Origin of the sequence: Streptomyces caeruleatus (assembly GCF_001514235.1) — a bacterium.
In the GTDB taxonomy this organism is placed as follows: domain Bacteria; phylum Actinomycetota; class Actinomycetes; order Streptomycetales; family Streptomycetaceae; genus Streptomyces; species Streptomyces caeruleatus.
Genome location: NZ_KQ948933.1, coordinates 382,843 through 399,941 on the forward strand (window position 1 = coordinate 382,843; position 17,099 = coordinate 399,941).

12 protein-coding genes are annotated in these 17,099 nt (G+C 70.9%); 5 read left to right on the forward strand and 7 right to left on the reverse strand.

All coding sequences use genetic code 11. The annotated features are described in order from the left end of the window. Positions 1–59 precede the first annotated feature (59 nt). Complete coding sequence (locus AQJ67_RS29640) at positions 60–1,178, reverse strand: LLM class flavin-dependent oxidoreductase (RefSeq protein ID WP_079056251.1); 1,119 nt, start codon at positions 1,176–1,178, stop codon at positions 60–62. Positions 1,179–1,302: 124 nt separating this feature from the next. Further along, positions 1,303–2,073 carry an SDR family NAD(P)-dependent oxidoreductase gene (locus tag AQJ67_RS29645; protein ID WP_062722363.1) on the reverse strand — a complete coding sequence of 257 codons (771 nt, stop codon included), beginning with the start codon at positions 2,071–2,073 and terminating at the stop codon, positions 1,303–1,305. A 194-nt stretch (positions 2,074–2,267) separates the two neighbouring features. On the opposite strand from AQJ67_RS29645, the gene AQJ67_RS29650 reads away from it, so the two are divergent. Both AQJ67_RS29650 and AQJ67_RS29655 read left to right on the forward strand, forming a co-directional pair. After that, a complete protein-coding gene (locus tag AQJ67_RS29650) occupies positions 2,268–3,011 on the forward strand; it encodes a hypothetical protein (protein ID WP_208615066.1) in 744 nt (247 codons plus the stop codon). Between the two features lie 45 nt (positions 3,012–3,056). Next, positions 3,057–3,848 (forward strand): hypothetical protein, encoded by a 792-nt coding sequence (locus AQJ67_RS29655; RefSeq protein WP_062722364.1) that lies wholly within the window; start codon positions 3,057–3,059, stop codon positions 3,846–3,848. Positions 3,849–3,912: 64 nt separating this feature from the next. Here AQJ67_RS29655 and AQJ67_RS29660 read toward each other — a convergent pair whose 3' ends face one another. Beyond that, on the reverse strand, positions 3,913–4,527 hold the full coding sequence (locus AQJ67_RS29660; protein ID WP_062722365.1) for a helix-turn-helix transcriptional regulator: 615 nt from the start codon (positions 4,525–4,527) through the stop codon (positions 3,913–3,915). A 134-nt stretch (positions 4,528–4,661) separates the two neighbouring features. After that, positions 4,662–5,585: a TIGR03619 family F420-dependent LLM class oxidoreductase gene (locus AQJ67_RS29665; RefSeq protein WP_062722366.1), complete on the reverse strand. Its 924-nt coding sequence runs from the start codon at positions 5,583–5,585 to the stop codon at positions 4,662–4,664. 155 nt (positions 5,586–5,740) lie between these two features. On the opposite strand from AQJ67_RS29665, the gene AQJ67_RS29670 reads away from it, so the two are divergent. Together AQJ67_RS29670 and AQJ67_RS29675 are read left to right on the forward strand one after the other, a co-directional pair. Then, positions 5,741–8,644 (forward strand): bifunctional glycosyltransferase/CDP-glycerol:glycerophosphate glycerophosphotransferase, encoded by a 2,904-nt coding sequence (locus AQJ67_RS29670; protein WP_062722367.1) that lies wholly within the window; start codon positions 5,741–5,743, stop codon positions 8,642–8,644. A 53-nt stretch (positions 8,645–8,697) separates the two neighbouring features. Next, positions 8,698–9,744 carry a glycosyltransferase gene (locus AQJ67_RS29675; RefSeq protein ID WP_079056261.1) on the forward strand — a complete coding sequence of 349 codons (1,047 nt, stop codon included), beginning with the start codon at positions 8,698–8,700 and terminating at the stop codon, positions 9,742–9,744. On the opposite strand, the gene galE is transcribed toward AQJ67_RS29675, so the two are convergent. The 3 genes from galE to AQJ67_RS29690 all read right to left on the reverse strand — a co-directional run bounded on the left by galE (position 9,725) and on the right by AQJ67_RS29690 (position 13,704). Then, a complete protein-coding gene (gene galE, locus AQJ67_RS29680) occupies positions 9,725–10,729 on the reverse strand; it encodes a UDP-glucose 4-epimerase GalE (protein ID WP_062722369.1) in 1,005 nt (334 codons plus the stop codon). The two genes, AQJ67_RS29675 and galE, sit on opposite strands and share 20 nt — an antisense overlap. A 25-nt stretch (positions 10,730–10,754) precedes the next feature. Next, positions 10,755–12,347: a glycosyltransferase family 2 protein gene (locus tag AQJ67_RS29685; RefSeq protein WP_062722370.1), complete on the reverse strand. Its 1,593-nt coding sequence runs from the start codon at positions 12,345–12,347 to the stop codon at positions 10,755–10,757. A 118-nt stretch (positions 12,348–12,465) separates the two neighbouring features. Continuing rightward, positions 12,466–13,704 carry an amidohydrolase family protein gene (locus AQJ67_RS29690; protein WP_208615067.1) on the reverse strand — a complete coding sequence of 413 codons (1,239 nt, stop codon included), beginning with the start codon at positions 13,702–13,704 and terminating at the stop codon, positions 12,466–12,468. A gap of 369 nt (positions 13,705–14,073) precedes the next feature. Between AQJ67_RS29690 and afsR the strand changes: the two genes are divergently transcribed. Then, positions 14,074–17,040: an SARP-family global regulator AfsR gene (gene afsR / locus AQJ67_RS29695; RefSeq protein WP_062722372.1), complete on the forward strand. Its 2,967-nt coding sequence runs from the start codon at positions 14,074–14,076 to the stop codon at positions 17,038–17,040. Positions 17,041–17,099 lie beyond the last annotated feature (59 nt).

Below are 17,099 nucleotides of genomic sequence, written 5' to 3' on the forward strand. Positions count from 1 at the left end.
CCCAGGGGCGCGGGGAACTGCGCGACCAGCCACAACGAACCCGCACCCGCCAACGACGCTCAGACACCCCTCCGGAACCGCGAAGTCCGATGAACAGGATCCGTATCGATCTTCGGAATCACGTGCTCCCCGATCAACCGAATCGTCTGCAACGTCTCCTCCTTCGGCACCCCCACCGGCAACCCGAAGCTCAACTGATCCGCCCCGGCCTGCTCCCACCGCTTGCACTGCGTGAGCACCTCGTCCGGATCCCCGCAGATCAACAACTCCTCCTCGATGAGAAGCTCCACGAACTCCGCCGTGTACTCCGGCAGCGTCTCCGGCCACACCGGGAACCCCTCGGGACGAGGAAACGTGTCGTGGTACCGGAACACCAGCGACGGCAGATAGTGCAACTCCCCCCGCACCGCGATCTCGATCGCCTCGGCATGCGTCGGCGCGCAGATCGCCGTCGTCGTCACCATCACGTTGTCGTTGACGAAGTCACCGATCGGCTCGGCGTTCACGACCGCCGTCTTGTACTGCTCCAGCACCCACTCCATGTCGGAGACCTTCTGCACGCTGAACCCGAGCACCCCGAGCCCCTTCTTCGCGGCCATCGCGTACGACGGCGGCGACCCGGCGGCGTACCACATCGCGGGGTGCGACTTCCCGTACGGCTTGGGCAGCACCTTGCGCGGCGGCAGCGACCAGTGCTTGCCCTGGAAGCCCGCGTACTCGTCCTGGAGCCACATCTTGGGGAACTCGGCGATGGTCTCTTCCCAGATCTCCTTGGTGAAGTTCATATCGGTCACGCCCGGTATGAACCCGAGGATCTCGTGCGAGCCCGCACCGCGCCCCGACCCGAACTCGAAGCGGTTGCCGGTGAGATGGTCGAGCATCGCGACCTTCTCGGCGACCTTGACCGGGTGGTTGACCTGGGCGAGCGGGTTGAAGATCCCGGAGCCCAGATGGATCCGTTCCGTCGCGTGCGCGAGATAGCCCAGGTACACGTCGTTGGCGGAGAGGTGTGAGTACTCCTCCAGGAAGTGGTGCTCCGACGCCCAGGCGTACTTGAAGCCCGACTTGTCCGCCTGGATGACGTACTCGGTCTCCTCCATCAGCGCCTTGTGCTCGGCGAGCGGGTCGGTCTCGGCGCGCTTGCCCACGTATCCCTGTACAAAGAGCCCGAATTCCAAGGAGGTTCACCGTCCCCAGTAGTGTCTGACGCTGCGTCAGATCGGTGGGTGTGCCGCCGACTGTGGCACCGGGCGGAAGGATGGTCAATAGTTGACGGGCAGTCAGATGGCGGCGTGACGGCAGTCAGATGACCGAGACGCCCGCCAGCCAGCCCCCGTCGATCACGAACGGCTGCCCGGTGATGTACGAGGAGTCCTCCGAGGTCAGGAACAGTGCGAGGCGTGCCACCTCCTGCGGCCTCCCGATCCGGCCGAGCGGCACGAGCTTGCGGTAGAGCCCGTCCAGCGCCCTCGACGTCTCCTCGGCGTCCGCGTCCGGGTCCAGCAGCGAGGGGTTGGACATCGCGGTGTCGATGGCGCCGGGGCACATGGCGTTGACCCGGATGCCGCGGGGCGCCAGCTCCAGCGCGGCGACCCGGGTGAGGCCGAGGATGGCGTGCTTGGTGGCGGAGTACGCCCCGACGGCCGCCATGCCGGTCACCGCGGTGTACGAGGCCGTGTTGACGATCGTGCCGCCGTCGGCCATCTCCGGCGCGACGGTCTTGACGCCGAGGAAGCAGCCGACCTGGTTGACCCGTACGACCTGCATGAACTCATCGAGGGGGGTGTCGACGAGGGAGTTGAAGCGCAGGATGCCGGCGTTGTTGACCAGCCCGTCGACATGGCCGTAGGCCTGGCGCGCGGCGGCGACGGCGGCCTGCCAGTCGGCCTCCAGGCCCACGTCGAGGTGGACGTAGAGCGCCCCGATCTCCTCGGCGAGGGCCTTGCCCTGGTCGTCGAGCACATCGGCGACGACGACGCCCGCCCCCTCCGCTGCGAACAGCCGCGCCTCCTGCTCCCCCTGTCCGCGCGCCGCCCCCGTGACGATGACGACCCGTCCGTCGAGCTTGCCCATTACGGCCCCCTTCGAGAGGTGGAACGGTGGACCCCGCAGCGTGAACCCCGCAGCGTGAACTCCGCATCGTAGCGCCATACCTGACGAAGCGTCAGATGCAAGTCCTGAGGGTTGCTGAGGCGAATCTCACGTGACTCACAAGTAGGGATGTTTGACCCTGTCGGCGCGCGTCAAGGGAATCCAAAATCCTTGCCATGTCCAAGCGGAGACTGAAGAACAAGAAGATCAGGATCGTGGCGGTCGGATCGGCCGTCGTGACCGGCGGGGCCTTGGCCGCCGTACTCCTGCCGTCGGCGAACGCCGCCGAGGAGAAGACGCCCGACCAGATCATGGATCTGTGCAAGCGGGCCAAGGTGGTCAACGGGAAGGAACAGGACCTCTTCGATTTCGGCGGGCATCCGATCGCCGGGCCGTCTTTCGGGTCCGACAACTGCGATTTCGTGGAGACCGAGTTCGAGACGTTCAACGGGCCGACCGAGAAATCCTCCATCGACTTCCCGAACTGTGAACCGAACGCCACCGGACCGGCGAAGGTGTCGATCACCTGGTCGGCCACGGCGGCGCAGGGCCAGGGCAAGTACACCGTGACCCAACAGGGCGGCGGCGGAGGCCTCTTCGGATTTCTGAGCGGGTCGTGGCTCAAGCACAAGGGCACCCTCGACATGACGCTGAAGTCGGAGACCGCGGGCGACACGGAACAGCGGGACGTGCCGGTCGGCAAGGTGCTGCACATGGAGTTCACGCCGAAGATGCAGCGGATGACCGGCGAGTGGCGGGTGCGGATCGACGCCGACCCGGGCGACTTCGCCACGAACCCCTCCCCCGAGCAGAACTTCGTGGCGCCGGACGTCGTCGAGGGCCCCGTCATCCTGCCGGGCGCGGCCGGTGCCCCCGGTGTCGTGGACGGCACCTCCAAGGCCGTACTGACCGACTGCTGACCAGCCCCGACCCCCTCGAAAGCCCGACCCCCCACAGGAGATCCCATGACCCGCGCCAACCGCGCCAGAAGCCACCGCAGCAAGAAGAAGCGCCTCACCCTCGCCCTGGCCCCGGTGGTAGCCCTCGCGGTGGCCGTCCCGCTGATGAACTCGGCCGGTGCCGCGACCCCCTCCGAAGTCAGCGCCGACTGCGCCGCGGACTCGGACAAGCTGGAGAACTGCGAGTTCGTCGACGTCCAGGTCAAGCGGGACAACCTCGGACCCAACCAGCGTGTCTCCGCGGTCACCGACAACTGCGGATCGACGGGCACGGCCTCGAAGACCTTCAACGTGAGCGCCTCGGTCACCCGGACCATCCAGCTGGAGGACGGATTCACCGCCGCCGCCGACACGAAACTCGGCAATTCCTTCTTCGAGATCGGCGTGAAGTTCAACACGTCGGAAATCAACATCACGCGTGACGACAAGACGACGACGCTGGCGTTCAGCCGGACGGACACCGTGCAGGGGGACAGCCTCGGCTTCTTCATGTGGTCGGCCAAGCGCACCGATGTGAGCGGATTCCTGCGGGCCACGTACAAGGAGGAGCAGAACGGCCAGAAGGTCTTCTTCTCGCCGGGCGAGGGCTCCACGGGCGTCCATGTCTTCTATCCGCAGATCCTGAAGAACGGAACTCCCGACGGCCGCCTCTGGCTGCGCAATGTGAAGTGCGGAACTCCCGAAGCGTCCGGAATTCAGAATTCGACGCGTGCCCTGAGGGCGGAACCGGGATTCGGCGCGGGCGGTGAGAACGTCACCGACGTCGAGATCCCGCTGGCGGAGGTTCCGGCGCCGTAGTCCGCGGTCGCCGGTCCGGTGCCGGTTTGGTTGCTGGTCCGGTTGCCGGTCCGGTTGCCGGTTCTCAGGCGCGAAGCACGGGCGCGGCTCCCAGCCACCGCAGGACCGCGTCCGTGCTGCCGCGTGCGTCGAGCTTGGCGTAGATGTTGCTGAGGTTGTTGCGGACGGTCTTCTCGCTCAGCCGTAATCGCAGCCCGATCTCCTGCGCGCCCAAGCCGGTCGACAGCAGCTCCATGATCTGCCGTTCACGCGGCGAGAGCGCCTCCCGCAGCCGCTCCAGCGCCTCCCCGCCGGCGGGCAGCCGCCGCACCCCTTCCCGCAGGGCGGCGCAGGCCGCCGGGGAGAGGTAGGTGTGGCCGACGGTGGCGCCCACGACGGCCGAGGAGAGCATGCAGGTGCAGTAGTCGCCCTCGACCAGATAGCCCGCCCCGCCCCGGAACACCTCGACGATGGCCTCGACGTCCCGGCACGGGCTGATCACGATCGCGGGGATGTCGGTGGCGGGCAGTTCCCGTACGGCCACGGCAGGGTCCGCGCGGTAGAGGATCACGACGTCCGCCGCCACGCCCAGGGGCACCACCCGCCCGACGTACGCGTCGTCCGGAGCCGGCCAGTCGGGATGCGGCCAGGCACCCTCGGGGCAGGCGAGGGCGACGGTGAGTTTCCGGGAAGCGCGCACGTCATTGTGTCCTTCCGCCGAGGCCGTACGGGCGTACGTCTACGTCAGTACGTCCATACATACGGCGCTCGGCGTGGACATGTTCAAGCTTTCAAGGAGCGGGGGCGCTCCGCTGGTGTGCCGGGTTACGGGCGCTACAGAGCCGGCGCTGTCCGCTCGCCGAATGCCTCCATCTGGTCGGTGAGTTCAGCGCGGCTCCTGGCGCGGAAGCGCAGCTGGATCTGGTGCACGCCCATGGCCCGGTAGGCGCGGAGCGACTCGGCCAGTTCCTCGGGGCCGCCCGACAGGGTCCGGCGCCCTACGTCCCAGTCGGGCTTGCCCACGTACAGAGGCTCGGCTATGGCGCCCACGGTGAACGGGCCCTCGATGCCGGACTCCTCCCGCAGTCGCCGTATCCGGGCGATCTGCGCGGGCAGCCGGTCCCGTGGGTCGCCCTGGGGCAGCCACCCGTCCCCCTTGAGCGCGGCCCTGCGCACGGCGGCCGGGGAGGATCCGCCGACCCAGAGGGGGACGTGTTCCTGGGCGGGGCGCGGGAGCTGGCCGAGGCCCTCGAAGTCGTAGAGCTTGCCGTGGTGTTCGGGGAACTCGTCGGGGCCGAGGGCGGCGCGCAGGGCGTCGATGGACTCGTCCAGTACGGGTCCGCGGCGGTCGAAGTCGACGCCCAGGGCCTCGAACTCCTCCGGCACGTGTCCGGCGCCGACGCCGAGGATCAGGCGGCCGCCGCTGAGGTGGTCGAGGGTGGCGTACTGCTTGGCCGTGAGGAGAGGGTGGCGCAGGCCCACGACGGCGACGTGGCTGAGCAGCCGGACGCGTTCGGTCGCGGCCGCGAGGTAGGCGAGGGTGGCGACCGGGTCGTACCAGACCGTGCTCATCGCGGGTGCGAGCCGGCGCGGGATGGCGACGTGGTCGCAGCTCGCGATGTACGCGAAGCCCGCGCGGTCGGCGGCGCGGGCGACGGCGAGCAGGTCGTCGGGGCCGGCGGCGGCTTCCCAGGGTTCGGCGTAGAGCGTGCTCTGGGACTGGACGGGAAGCTGGATGCCGTACGACAGGGCTGGCATGGTGCCCCCTTCGTTGGCGGTCGAGGTCCGGCAGGTGGACTGACGCGGACTACATAGTCTTAGCTGACGGGTCGTCAGGCAACCCAAGCGTCGCCATTGACATCTACTGAAGTGACCCTCAAGCGGATCATCGCGCTTACAGGGTGGAAACAGGGATGAATGGGGTGAAGGTGGACGCGGATCAGCGGCCCTCCATATCCGACGTCGCCGTGCCCGACGTCGCCATGTCCGTCGTCGTGATCGTCTACAACGACGCGGCCAGGCTGCCCACCGCCGTGCGCTCGGTGCTGGAGCAGACCCTGCGGGGCGTCGAGGTCGTGATCGTCGACGACCACAGCACGGACGGCTCGTACGAGGTGGCGCGCCGCCTCGCCGCCGAGCACCCCGACCGGGTGCGGGCGTACCGCCTCCCCGAGAACAGCGGCGGCTGCGGCGCGCCCCGCAACCACGGCATCCTGAAGGCCCGCGGCGACTACGTCCTCTTCCTCGACAGCGACGACGTCCTGGAGCGCAACGCCTGCCGCAACTTCCTGGAGGCGGCCGAGACCACCGGCGCCGACCTGGTCTCCGGCATGTGCGTGCGCGTCCACGTCGACTCGCGCCACCGCAAGGAGGTCAAGTGGTACCCGTGGCTGTACGCCCGCACCCGCACCCTCGACTCGATCGCCGAGCTGCCTGACCTGCTGGTCTTCGACACCCTGTCGACCAACAAGTGCTACCGGCGGCAGTTCCTGGTCGACAGCGGCCTGGACTTCCCCGTCGGCATCCACTACGAGGACCTGCTGTTCTCCGCGCAGGCCTACACCGCGGCCCGCCGCATCACGCTCATACCGAACCGGGTCTACGACTGGAACGTGGCCGAGAAGGCCGGCGCCAAGTCGATCAGCAACCGGCGGGCCGAGATCGCCAACTTCGCGCACCGCATGGAGATGCACCGCCGGGTCGACCGGCTGCTCGCCGACCAGGGCCTGACCGAGCTGAAGTTCCGCAAGGACGTCAAGTTCCTCAAGCACGACCTGGTGCTGCACCTGCGCGACCTGCCGTCGCGGGACGCCTCCTACCGGCAGGAGTTCGCCGCCCTCGCCCTCCCCTACCTGGCGTCGATCGACCCGGCCGCGTACGACGAGGTCGAACCGATCCACGCGGTCTGCGCCTATCTGCTGCGGACGAGCGACTGGGGCAACCTGCTGCCCGCCGTGGACACGCTCACCAACCGCGACAAGGTCTCCGCGCCGCTCGCCGAGCGCGACGGCCGGGTCTACTGGTGCGCCGAGCACATCGACGAGGACCCTCTCGCCCGCCGGATCCTGGACGTCACCGAGCTCGGCTATCACTCCCGGCCGGTCGGGAAGCTGTTCCTGCGCAACGAGCTGACCGAGTACCGGCAGGCGGAGGGAGGCGGCGGTGTCGTCCGGCTCGCGGGCCGGGTCACCAACCCGCTCGGCGTCATCCCGCCCGCCGCCCGGCTGACCGCCCAGCTGGAGTTCTACGCCCGCCGGCAGGGCGTGCGCTTCCAGACCTTCCGCTTCCCGGTGCCGACGCTGCGGCACGAGGGGTCGTACGTGTCCTGGGAGGCCGCGGCGGACCTGTCGAAGGGGCTGCGCCCGCTCGGTGTCGTGGACGCCGTCTGGGACGTACGCCTCCACCTCGACGTCGACTCAGAGCGCACGACGACCCGGCTCACCGCCGCCGGCCCCAGCCTGGCGACCGGCCAGGTGCCCGTGCGCCCCCGCCTCACCCGGCTGATCGCCGACCGGATCGAGCCCCAGGTCTCCGCGCGCGGCCACCTCGCCTTCCGCCTCGTCCCCGACAAGAAGGCCAACGTCCTCGTCACCCGCGGCCTGCAGGGCACCCCGGGCCGCCTCGCCAAGGCCGGCTACCGCAAGGCGAAGACCCTGCGCAAGAAGGTGACCTCCGGCGACACCAAGCTCCGCCTCTACCACGACGTCTTCCTGCGGATGCCGGTGCACAGGCGCCTGGTCGTCTTCGAGAGCCATCTGGGCCGGCAGTACAGCGACAGCCCCCGGGCGATCTACGAGGAGATGCGCCGGCAGGGGATCGACTTCGAGGCCGTGTGGTCGTACACGGGCAAGCCGCAGGGCTTCCCCTCCGACGCCACGCTGGTGCGCCGCTGGTCACTGCCGTACCTCAGGGCGCTGGCCCGCGCCGAGTTCTGGATCGACAACCAGAGCTACCCGCTGAAGCTGACCAAGCGGCCCGGGACGACGTACATCCAGACCTGGCACGGCTCCGCGCTCAAGCGGATGGGCTTCGACGAACCCGGCTGGAAGCTCAAATCCCGCGCCGAGCAGGCGGAGCAGCAGCGCTCCCTGGACCGCTTCGACCACTTCCTCATCCGCTCCGAGCACGATGTGCGCACCCTCGCCAAGGCCTTCCGGCTGCGGGAGAAGACGCTGCTGCGGGTGGGCTACCCGCGCAACGACGCGCTGGCGCAGGCCCGGGAGTCGGCCGAACGCCCGCTGTTGGCCGCCGAGTTGGGGATCCCTGCCGACAAGAAGGTGCTGCTGTACGCGCCCACCTTCCGGCAGCAGGGCGGGCGCCGTTTCGCGCTGCCCTTCGACGTGGAGCGGTTCGCGGAGGAGTTCGGCGACGAGTACGTCCTGCTCGTCCGCGCGCACTACCTCAACCACGTCGTGCTCCCGCCGTCCGTACGGGGCCGCGTCATCGACGTGTCGGACCACCACGACGTGACGCCTCTCCTCGCGCTGGCCGACGCGCTGATGACGGACTACTCGTCGGTGATGTTCGACTACGCGCTGCTGGACCGCCCGATGCTCTTCTTCCCGTACGACTACGAGGAGTACGTGCACGAGGGCCGCGGCACCTATTTCGACCTGCTGGAACGGGCCCCGGGTCCGGTCGTCCGCACGGAGGAGGAGCTGCGTTCCCTGCTGGCCGCCTCGTCGCTGGAGGAGCAGACGCTGAAGTACGCGGCGGCTCGGGAGCGGTTCGTGGCCGACTTCGGCGAGCACGACAAGGGCACCGCCGCGCGGCGCGTCGTCGAGGAGTTCTTCACCGACTGGAGGAAGGCACAGTGACCGTAGGCACGAGGGAGCGGGACGTCTTCCTGGTCTCCAACAGCGTGGACGAGATGGGCGGCGTGACCAGCTGGTCCCATCAGATGGCCCGGCTCTTCACCGAGCGCGGCCACCGCGTCCACGTCATCGGCGTCACGACCCCCGAGGACCCGCACGACCTCGGCGAACTCCCGTACCCCACGACCCGGCTGTACGACGGCCAGCCGCCCGCCCCCGGCCGGGCGCGGGACGCGAGCATGCGGGCGAAGGCCGCCGTGCTGACGGACCTCTTCCGGGCCGCGCGGCCCGGCGGGGTCGTGATCGTGACCCAGGTGTGGGCGATGGAGTGGGTGAAGCTCGCCGACACCAGCGGTCTGACGGTCGTCGGGATGAGCCACGAGTCCTTCGAGACCTCGAAGCGGTCCTCGCGCTTCCAGCGGGTCCTCAGGCACTACCGGGACGTCGACCGCATGCTGGTCCTCACCCGCGAGGACGCCGACCTGTGGATCGGCGCGGGCCTCGACAACGCCTCGTTCCTGCCGAACGCCGTGCCCTGGCTGCCTCAGGTGCCCTCGCCGCGCACCGAGAAGGCCGTGATCAGCATCGGCCGGCTCAGTGACGAGAAGGGCGTCGACATGCTCCTCGACACCTGGGCGGAGGTGGCGCCCCGCCACCCCGGCTGGGTGCTGAAGATCTACGGCTCCGGCGAGGACGAGGAGATCCTCAGGAAGCACTGCACCGCCCTGGGCCTCGACGACTCGGTGCGGTGGATGGGCCGCACGAGCGATGTGCCGGGCGCGCTGCGGAGCGGCTCGGTGTTCGCGCTGTCCTCCCGGGGCGAGGGCTTCCCGCTCGCCCTCATGGAGGCCATGGCCATGGGCGTCCCCTGCGCCGCCTTCGACTGTGCCCCCGGCGTCCACGAGATCATCCAGGACGGCGAGGACGGCCTCCTCGCCCGGCCCGGCAACACCGGCGAACTCGCCCGCAGGCTCGACCTGTTGATGTCCGACGCGGCGCTGCGGGACCGGATGGGCGACGCGGCGCGGGAGAACATCCGCAGGTACGGGGCGGACGAGATCGCGGGGCGGTGGGAAGCGCTGTTCAGCTTCCTGGAGAGGTAGGGGCAGGGGCAGCGGCAGGGACCGCAGCGGCGGCGGTCCAGCCCGCCCATGCCGACGCGATCATGTCCGCGACGCCGTACCGGGCCTTCCAGCCCAGCTCGGTGGCGGCGCGGTCCGCGGCGGCGACGACGCGGGCCGGGTCGCCGGGGCGGCGGTCGGTGACCACCGGGGCGGTGTCGTGGCCGGTGACCTCGTTGATGTGGTCGATCAGCTCGCGCACCGAGACCCCTTCCCCGCGCCCGATGTTGAGGGTGAGGTCCGTGCCCGGTGCCTCGCGCAGCCGCCGTGCGGTCGCCACATGCGCCTCCGCCAGGTCGACGACGTGGATGTAGTCGCGGACGCACGTCCCGTCGGGGGTCGGGTAGTCGGCGCCGAAGATCCGGGGCGCGGCGCCTTCGGTGAGCTTCTCGAAGACCATGGGGACGACGTTGAATACGCCGGTGTCGGCGAGTTCGGGGCCGGCCGCGCCTGCCACGTTGAAGTACCGCAGGGAGGCCGTGGACAGGCCCGCCGCCCGGCCCGTGGCCCGTACCAGCCACTCGCCCGCGAGCTTGGTCTCGCCGTACGGGCTCATCGGTGCGCAGGGCGTCTCCTCGGTGACGAGGTGCACGTCCGGCATGCCGTAGACGGCGGCCGAGGACGAGAAGACGAAGGAGGAGACCCCGGTTCCGGTGACGGCGGCCAGCAGCGTACGCAGACCCTCGACGTTCTCCCGGTAGTAGTGCAGCGGCAGTTCGACGGACTCGCCGACCTGCTTCTTGGCGGCGAGGTGGACGACGCCCTCGACGCCGTGTTCCCGGATCACCCGTGTCAGTCGCGGCTCGTCGAGGGTGGACCCCACCTCCAACGGCACGTCCTCGGGCACCCGTTCGGCGAACCCGGTGGACAGGTCGTCGTAGACGACCACCCGTTCGCCCGCGTCGAGCATCGCGCGCACCACATGCGCCCCGATGTAGCCGGCTCCACCGGTGATCAGCCAGGTCATGTACAGCCTTTCGTGGGATCGGGTATCAGCGGAAGAAGCGCTTGAGGCGACGCCGTACGACGTCCGTCACGCCGCTCAGGCCGGGCGCGAGCCGCACCGCGAGCGACCCCGAGTGGGTGGCGTACGGCTGCACCAGCAGCACGGCGTACCGCAGGCTCGGCAGGGCGCGCCGGCTGAGCAGTCCGGCGCCGGCGAGCGCGTGGGCGGTGGTCTCCCGGTGGGAGCCGTCCTTGAAGCGCAGCCGGAGCCGGAGGTCCCAGGTGCCGCCGCCCAGGACCGCCAGGTCGACGGGGAACTCGGCCGACCAGGTCTCACGGTCCGGGTCGGCCGCGAGGAACGCCCGCTGGGAGAACGCCGGCCGACCGGTGTCCCGCTCCACGAACTCCGCCTCCACGCTCTCCGGCCCGGCGGCCGCCATCTGCCCGTACATCTCGTGCAGGCGCAGCCGGAGCACCGTCCCCCGCGCGCGGGGCCGCAGTTCGGCGTCGACGGCGGCGGGCAGCCGGTGCGCGGGGCGCAGGAGGAGGTGGTCCAGCTCGGCCTGGGGCAGGTCGGCGGACCAGACCGGGGAACCGTCCTCGGCCTGCGCGTACGGCGGGTTCAGCCGTGCCGGGCGGGCCGCGACCTCCCGCAGCCGGTCCAGGTCGCGCGGCTCCTCGGCGGCGAGGACCACCCGGGCGACGATGCGGCCGGGCGTGGGGGCCGCCGTGAGGTCGCCCTCGTCGAAGGAGGCCAGGTACGCGCGCGTGAGGGTCCACCACTCGCGCCGGTAGTCGGCGCCGCGCAGGTGCAGCTCGCGCGCGTACATCCGCAGCGAGTGGTCGAGGAAGCGGGCGCGCGTCGCCCGCGCCAGCCGCTTCTCGCCGGCGGCCAGCAGGATGTCGTACGACATCCGGTCGGCCTCGATCCGGGCCCGCCAGTTGGCGATGTTGGCGCGGTCGAGGGAGATGGACAGCCGGGCCGCGGACCGGCGCACGTGCCAGAGGTACACGGGCTCCGGGACCAGCGCGATGCTCGGTCCGGCGGCCAGCAGGCGGGCGGTGAAGACGAAGTCCTCGTAGGGGAAGCGGCCTTCGGGGAAGCTGATGCGGTGGGCGCGCAGGAAGTCGGCGCGGTAGAGCTTGTTGACGCTGAGCGTGTCGCGCACCAGACGTACCTGCCGGGCGGGGTGGGCCACCAGCGTGCGCGCGGTGTACAGCTCGTGCTGCCAGGGGGTCTCGCGCCCGGACGGCAGCTCCTTGCGCAGGCACAGCCCGGCGGCGACCGGCGCGTCGTGCCGCACGGCCGCCTCCAGCAGCGCGTCGACGGCGCCCAGCGGCAGTACGTCGTCGCTGTCCAGGAACATCACATAGGGCGAGGTCGCCGCGTTCAGCCCGTCGTTGCGCGGGGTGCCGCAGCCGCCGCTGTTGACCGGGCGGCGGATCACCCTCAGGCGCGGTTCCCCGGCGGCCAGCCCCTCCAGCAGGGCCACGCTGCCGTCCGACGAACAGTCGTCGACCGCGATCACCTCGCGTACGGCCGGCCCCTGCGCGAGCGCCGAACGCACCGCGTCCGCCACATGGGCGGCGTCGTCGTACCCGATGACGACGACGGTGACCTGCGCGTGCTGGAGAGCCATGGTTGCCCCGACCGAAGAGTGATATGTACGGAATGGTCATGTACGAGGTGCTTCGAGCCTCGGTGGGGAAGATGGCGTGTACGCGGTCGGGGTTCCGTTCAAGACTGGATGTTTACGATCAACGGCCGCCTCCCGGCCCCCACAGCCCGTCCGGCGTCAGCCCCAGCAGCTCGATCGCGTTCCCCCGCACGATCCGTTCCACGACGTCCGGCTCCAGGTGCCCCATCTGCGCCTCGCCGACCTCGCGGGACTTCGGCCAGGTGGAGTCGGAGTGGGGGTAGTCGGTCTCGTAGAGGACGTTCCCGAGGCCGATCGAGTCGAGGTTCCTGAGCCCGAAGGCGTCGTCGAAGAAGCAGCCGTAGACGTGGTCGGCGAAGAGCTCGGACGGCGGGCGGTGCACCTTGTCGGCGACCCCGCCCCAGCCCCGGTTCTCCTCCCACACCACGTCGGCGCGTTCCAGGATGTACGGGATCCAGCCGATCTGGCCCTCGGCGTACATGACCTTGAGGTTCGGGAAGCGCTCGAACTTGCCGCTCATCAGCCAGTCGACCATCGAGAAGCAGCAGTTGGCGAAGGTGATGGTGGAGCCGACGGCGGGCGGGGCGTCGGCGGAGGTGGAGGGCATCCGGCTGCTGGATCCGATGTGCATGGCGACGACCGTGCCGGTCTCGTCGCAGGCGGCGAGGAAGGGGTCCCAGTCGTCGGTGTGGACGGACGGCAGCCCCAGGTGCGGGGGTATCTCGGAGAAGGCGACGGCCCGCACGCCCCGGGCGGCGTTGCGCCGGACCTCGGCGGCGGCCAGCTCGGCGTCCCAGAGCGGGATGAGGGTGAGGGGGATGAGCCGCCCTCGGGCGTCCGGCCCGCACCACTCCTCCACCATCCAGTCGTTGTAGGCCTGGACGCACAGCAGGCCCAGCTCGTGGTCGGCGGCCTCGGTGAAGGTCTGGCCGCAGAAGCGGGGGAAGGTCGGGAAGCAGAGCGCGGACTGGACGTGGTTGACGTCCATGTCGGCGAGGCGGGCGGGGACGTCGTACGAGCCCGGGCGCATCTGCTCGTAGGTGATGACCTCCAGCTTGATCTCGTCCCTGCTGTAGCCGACGGCCGTGTCGAGGCGGGTGATCGGCCGGTGCAGGTCCTCGTACACCCACCAGTCGCCGATGGGACCGTCCTCGCCGGGCCGGCCCATGACGGGCTTGAAGCGGCCGCCGAGGAAGGTCATTTCCTTCAGGGGCGCCCGGACGATGCGCGGTCCGGTGTCGAGGTACTTCTTCGGAAGCCGGTCCTGCCAGACGGTGGGCGGCTCGACCGTGTGGTCGTCGACGGAGATGATCAGCGGAAACGCGGTCTCGGTGTCCATGTCCGCCACGGTAGCGCCGATCTGACGGCCCGTCAGCTACGCGGCGGCGGCCACGCTGTGCGGAGACCGCGTGAGGACCTTGTGATATCCCGCGCGCCTGCCTGTGATCAGCCCCTCCGCAGCTGACGCATCGAACGGAACAAGGCAGACTGGCGGGGATGGAAACGGGTCCAGGCCCTGTCGTTTGGATCAGCTCGGCTGTGAGGATCGGTTTCTCTCGGCCGACCCGAGCGGGGTCTGGTGCGTGCAGCTGCAAGGCGGAGGAGGGCGTCGACGCGGAGCGTCGGCAACCGACGACAACGCGGCAGATGCGCGTGCCAGGGCCCGCGACGCCGTGATGATCCAAACGAGAGGGCCTAGGGGGGACGGATGGACGGGGTACCGCGCGTGCCGGAGCAGAGGGGGCACGGCTTCTCGGCGGCAGCGGCGGAGCCGGCGGCGGCGCTGCGCTTCGGCGTGCTCGGTCCGGTACGCGCGTGGCGCGGCGAGGAGCAGCTCCCCACCGGCTCCCCCCAGCAGCGCGCCCTGCTCGCGGCCCTGCTGCTGCGCGAGGGCCGCACGGCGACCGCGGCGGAGCTGATCGACGCCCTGTGGGGCGAGGAGCCGCCCTCGCAGGCGCTGGCGGCCGTGCGGACGTACGCCTCGCGGCTGCGGAAGGTGCTGGACCCCGGGGTCCTGGTCAGCGAGTCCGGCGGCTATGCCGTACGGGGTCTGGACGACGGCGCGCTGGACCTGGCCGTCGCCCAGGAGCTCGCGGCGGAGGCGGAGAAGGCGAAGAACGCCGGGGATCTGTGCCATGCGTGCGAGGTGCTCAAAAAGGCGCTGTCGCTGTGGACCGGCGAGGTGCTGGCGGGCGTCCCGGGCCCGTACGCGGAGGCCCAGCGGGTCCGGCTGGAGGAGTGGCGGCTGCAGTTGCAGGAGTCGCGCCTCGACATGGACCTGGAGCTGGGCTGCCACGCGGAGGCGGTCTCGGAGCTGACGGCGCTCACCGCGGCGCACCCCCTGCGGGAGCGGCTGCGGGAGCTGCTGATGCTCGCGCTGTACCGCAGCGGCCGGCAGGCGGAGGCGCTGGCGGTGTACGCGGACACGCGGCGCCTGCTGGCGGACGAGCTGGGGGTGGACCCGCGCCCGGGCCTGAAGGAGCTGCAGCAGCGGATCCTCCAGGCCGACCCCGGCCTCGCGCAGCCGTCGGCCCCGGTCGCCGAACCGGCGGTCGTGCCGGTACGGCCCGCCCAGCTCCCGGCGACCGTGCCCGACTTCACGGGCCGTTCCGCCTTCGTCTCCGAGCTCAGCGGGGTCCTGGCCACGGCCGAGGGCCGGGTGATGGCGGTGTCCGCGCTGGCCGGCATCGGCGGCGTCGGCAAGACGACCCTCGCCGTGCACGTCGCGCACCAGGCGCGCGCGGCCTTCCCCGACGGGCAGCTCTACGTCGACCTCCAGGGCGCGGGCCCGCGGGCGGCCGAGCCGGAGACGGTGCTGGGCTCGTTCCTGCGCGCCCTCGGCACGGCCGACTCGGCGATCCCGGACTCTCTGGAGGAGCGGGCGGCGCTGTACCGCTCGGTGCTGGACGGCCGCCGGGTCCTGGTGCTGCTGGACAACGCCAAGGACGCGGCGCAGGTACGTCCGCTGCTGCCCGGCATGGAGGGCTGCGCGGCGCTGGTGACGTCCCGGGTGCGGATGGTGGACCTCGCCGGCGCGCATCTGGTCGACCTGGACGTGATGTCCCCGGACGAGGCGCTGTCGCTGTTCACGAAGATCGTGGGCGAGGAGCGGGTGGCCTCCGAGCGGGAGGCTGCGCTGGACGTGGTCGCGGCGTGCGGCTTCCTGCCGCTGGCGATCCGTATCGCGGCGTCCCGGCTGGCGGCGCGCCGCACCTGGACCGTGTCCGTCCTCGCCGCCAAGCTGGGCGACGAGCGGCGCCGGCTCGACGAGCTGCAGGCCGGCGACCTGGCCGTCAAGGCGACCTTCGAGCTCGGCTACGGCGCCCTGGAGCCCGCGCAGGCCCGGGCGTTCCGGCTGCTGGGCCTGGCCGACGGCCCGGACATCTCACTGGCCGCCGCTGCCGCCGTACTGGATCTGCCGCCGGAGGACACGGAGGACCTGCTGGAGTCCCTCGTCGACACCTCGCTGCTGGAGTCGGCGGCGCCGGGACGCTACCGGTACCACGACCTGGTCCGGCTCTACGCGCGTGCGTGCGCGGAGCGGGACGAGCAGCCGCCGGGTGAGCGCGTTGCGGCGATGTCGCGGCTGCTGGACTTCTACCTGGCCACGGCGGCGGCCGTGTACGCGATCGAGCGGCCCGGGGACCGGCTGGTGGACCACCTGGCGGAGACCACCCATCCGGGGCTGACGTTCGCGGACCGCAAGGGCGCGCGGGACTGGCTGTACACCGAGGCGAACTGCCTGCTCTCCTTCGCCCGCCAGTGCGCCGAGCGCCCGGGGGCCCTGCGGCGCGCCGTCGACCTGCTGTGGGCCGCCGTCGACCTCTCGGAGTCGGGCGCCAACTCCAAGGAGTACGAAGCCACGGCGAGGACCCTGCTGGAAGCCGCCCGGCGGGTCGGCGTGGAGCAGGTCGAGGCCCGCGCGCTCATGACGCTGGCGCACGCGCTCCTCGACAGCGGCCGGTTCGACCTGGCCGACGAGGCGGCCGAGCAGGTCATCAGCCTCGCCCACCGGGCCGACGACCTGCTGCCCGCCTGCTGGGCCCACAACGCCCGCGGGGCCATCGCGCTGTACCAGGGACGCAACGCGGACAGCGAAGATCATCTGACCCACGCCATAAGGCACTTCCGGGCGCTGGACGACCGCCCGGGCGAGGCCGCCATCCTGTGCAACCTCTCCCGGGCCCACCTGGCGACGGGACGCACACAGAGCGCCGTGTCCCTCGCCCGGCAGGGCATGGAGATCTACGACGCCATGGGCAACTCCATGCGCGGCGCGAACGGCCGCTACGCCCTGGGCATGGCGCTCACGCAGAGCGGACAGCTCGGGCCCGCGGCCGGCCAGCTCCAGGACGCCCTGGAGGTCTTCCGCGACAGCCGCCAGCGGCTGTGGGAGGGGATGACCCTGTTCCGCCTGGCGGAGGTCGACATCGCCGCCCGGCGCTACGCCCAGGCGGCGGCGAACGCCGAGATGGCCCTGACCGTGCTGCGCGGCATCGGCGGGGAATGGCGGCGCGGCAACGTCCTCACCGTGCTCGGCACCGCCCTGTCCGCCGTCGGCCACACGGGCCGCGCCCGGGTCTGCTGGGAGGAAGCCGTCTCCATCTACGACGAGTTGGGGGCGCCGGAGGCCGAGGCCGTGCGGACACTGCTGGCTCCCTCGCGGGCCGCCTGAGAGGGCTGGGCCCTGGCGTTCATCGTTCGTTTATCGCCGTCATACATCCTCTGAGGCAG

Bases quoted from the DNA above. Each gene is read 5' to 3' on its own strand.
- AQJ67_RS29645 (WP_062722363.1), bottom strand. From the start codon at position 2,073: ATGGGCAAGCTCGACGGACGGGTCGTCATCGTCACGGGGGCGGCGCGC.
- AQJ67_RS29650 (WP_208615066.1), top strand. From the start codon at position 2,268: ATGTCCAAGCGGAGACTGAAGAACAAGAAGATCAGGATCGTGGCGGTC.
- AQJ67_RS29655 (WP_062722364.1), top strand. From the start codon at position 3,057: ATGACCCGCGCCAACCGCGCCAGAAGCCACCGCAGCAAGAAGAAGCGC.
- AQJ67_RS29665 (WP_062722366.1), bottom strand. From the start codon at position 5,585: ATGCCAGCCCTGTCGTACGGCATCCAGCTTCCCGTCCAGTCCCAGAGC.
- AQJ67_RS29670 (WP_062722367.1), top strand. From the start codon at position 5,741: ATGAATGGGGTGAAGGTGGACGCGGATCAGCGGCCCTCCATATCCGAC.
- AQJ67_RS29675 (WP_079056261.1), top strand. From the start codon at position 8,698: ATGGGCGGCGTGACCAGCTGGTCCCATCAGATGGCCCGGCTCTTCACC.
- galE (WP_062722369.1), bottom strand. From the start codon at position 10,729: ATGACCTGGCTGATCACCGGTGGAGCCGGCTACATCGGGGCGCATGTG.
- AQJ67_RS29685 (WP_062722370.1), bottom strand. From the start codon at position 12,347: ATGGCTCTCCAGCACGCGCAGGTCACCGTCGTCGTCATCGGGTACGAC.
- AQJ67_RS29690 (WP_208615067.1), bottom strand. From the start codon at position 13,704: ATGGACACCGAGACCGCGTTTCCGCTGATCATCTCCGTCGACGACCAC.
- afsR (WP_062722372.1), top strand. From the start codon at position 14,074: ATGGACGGGGTACCGCGCGTGCCGGAGCAGAGGGGGCACGGCTTCTCG.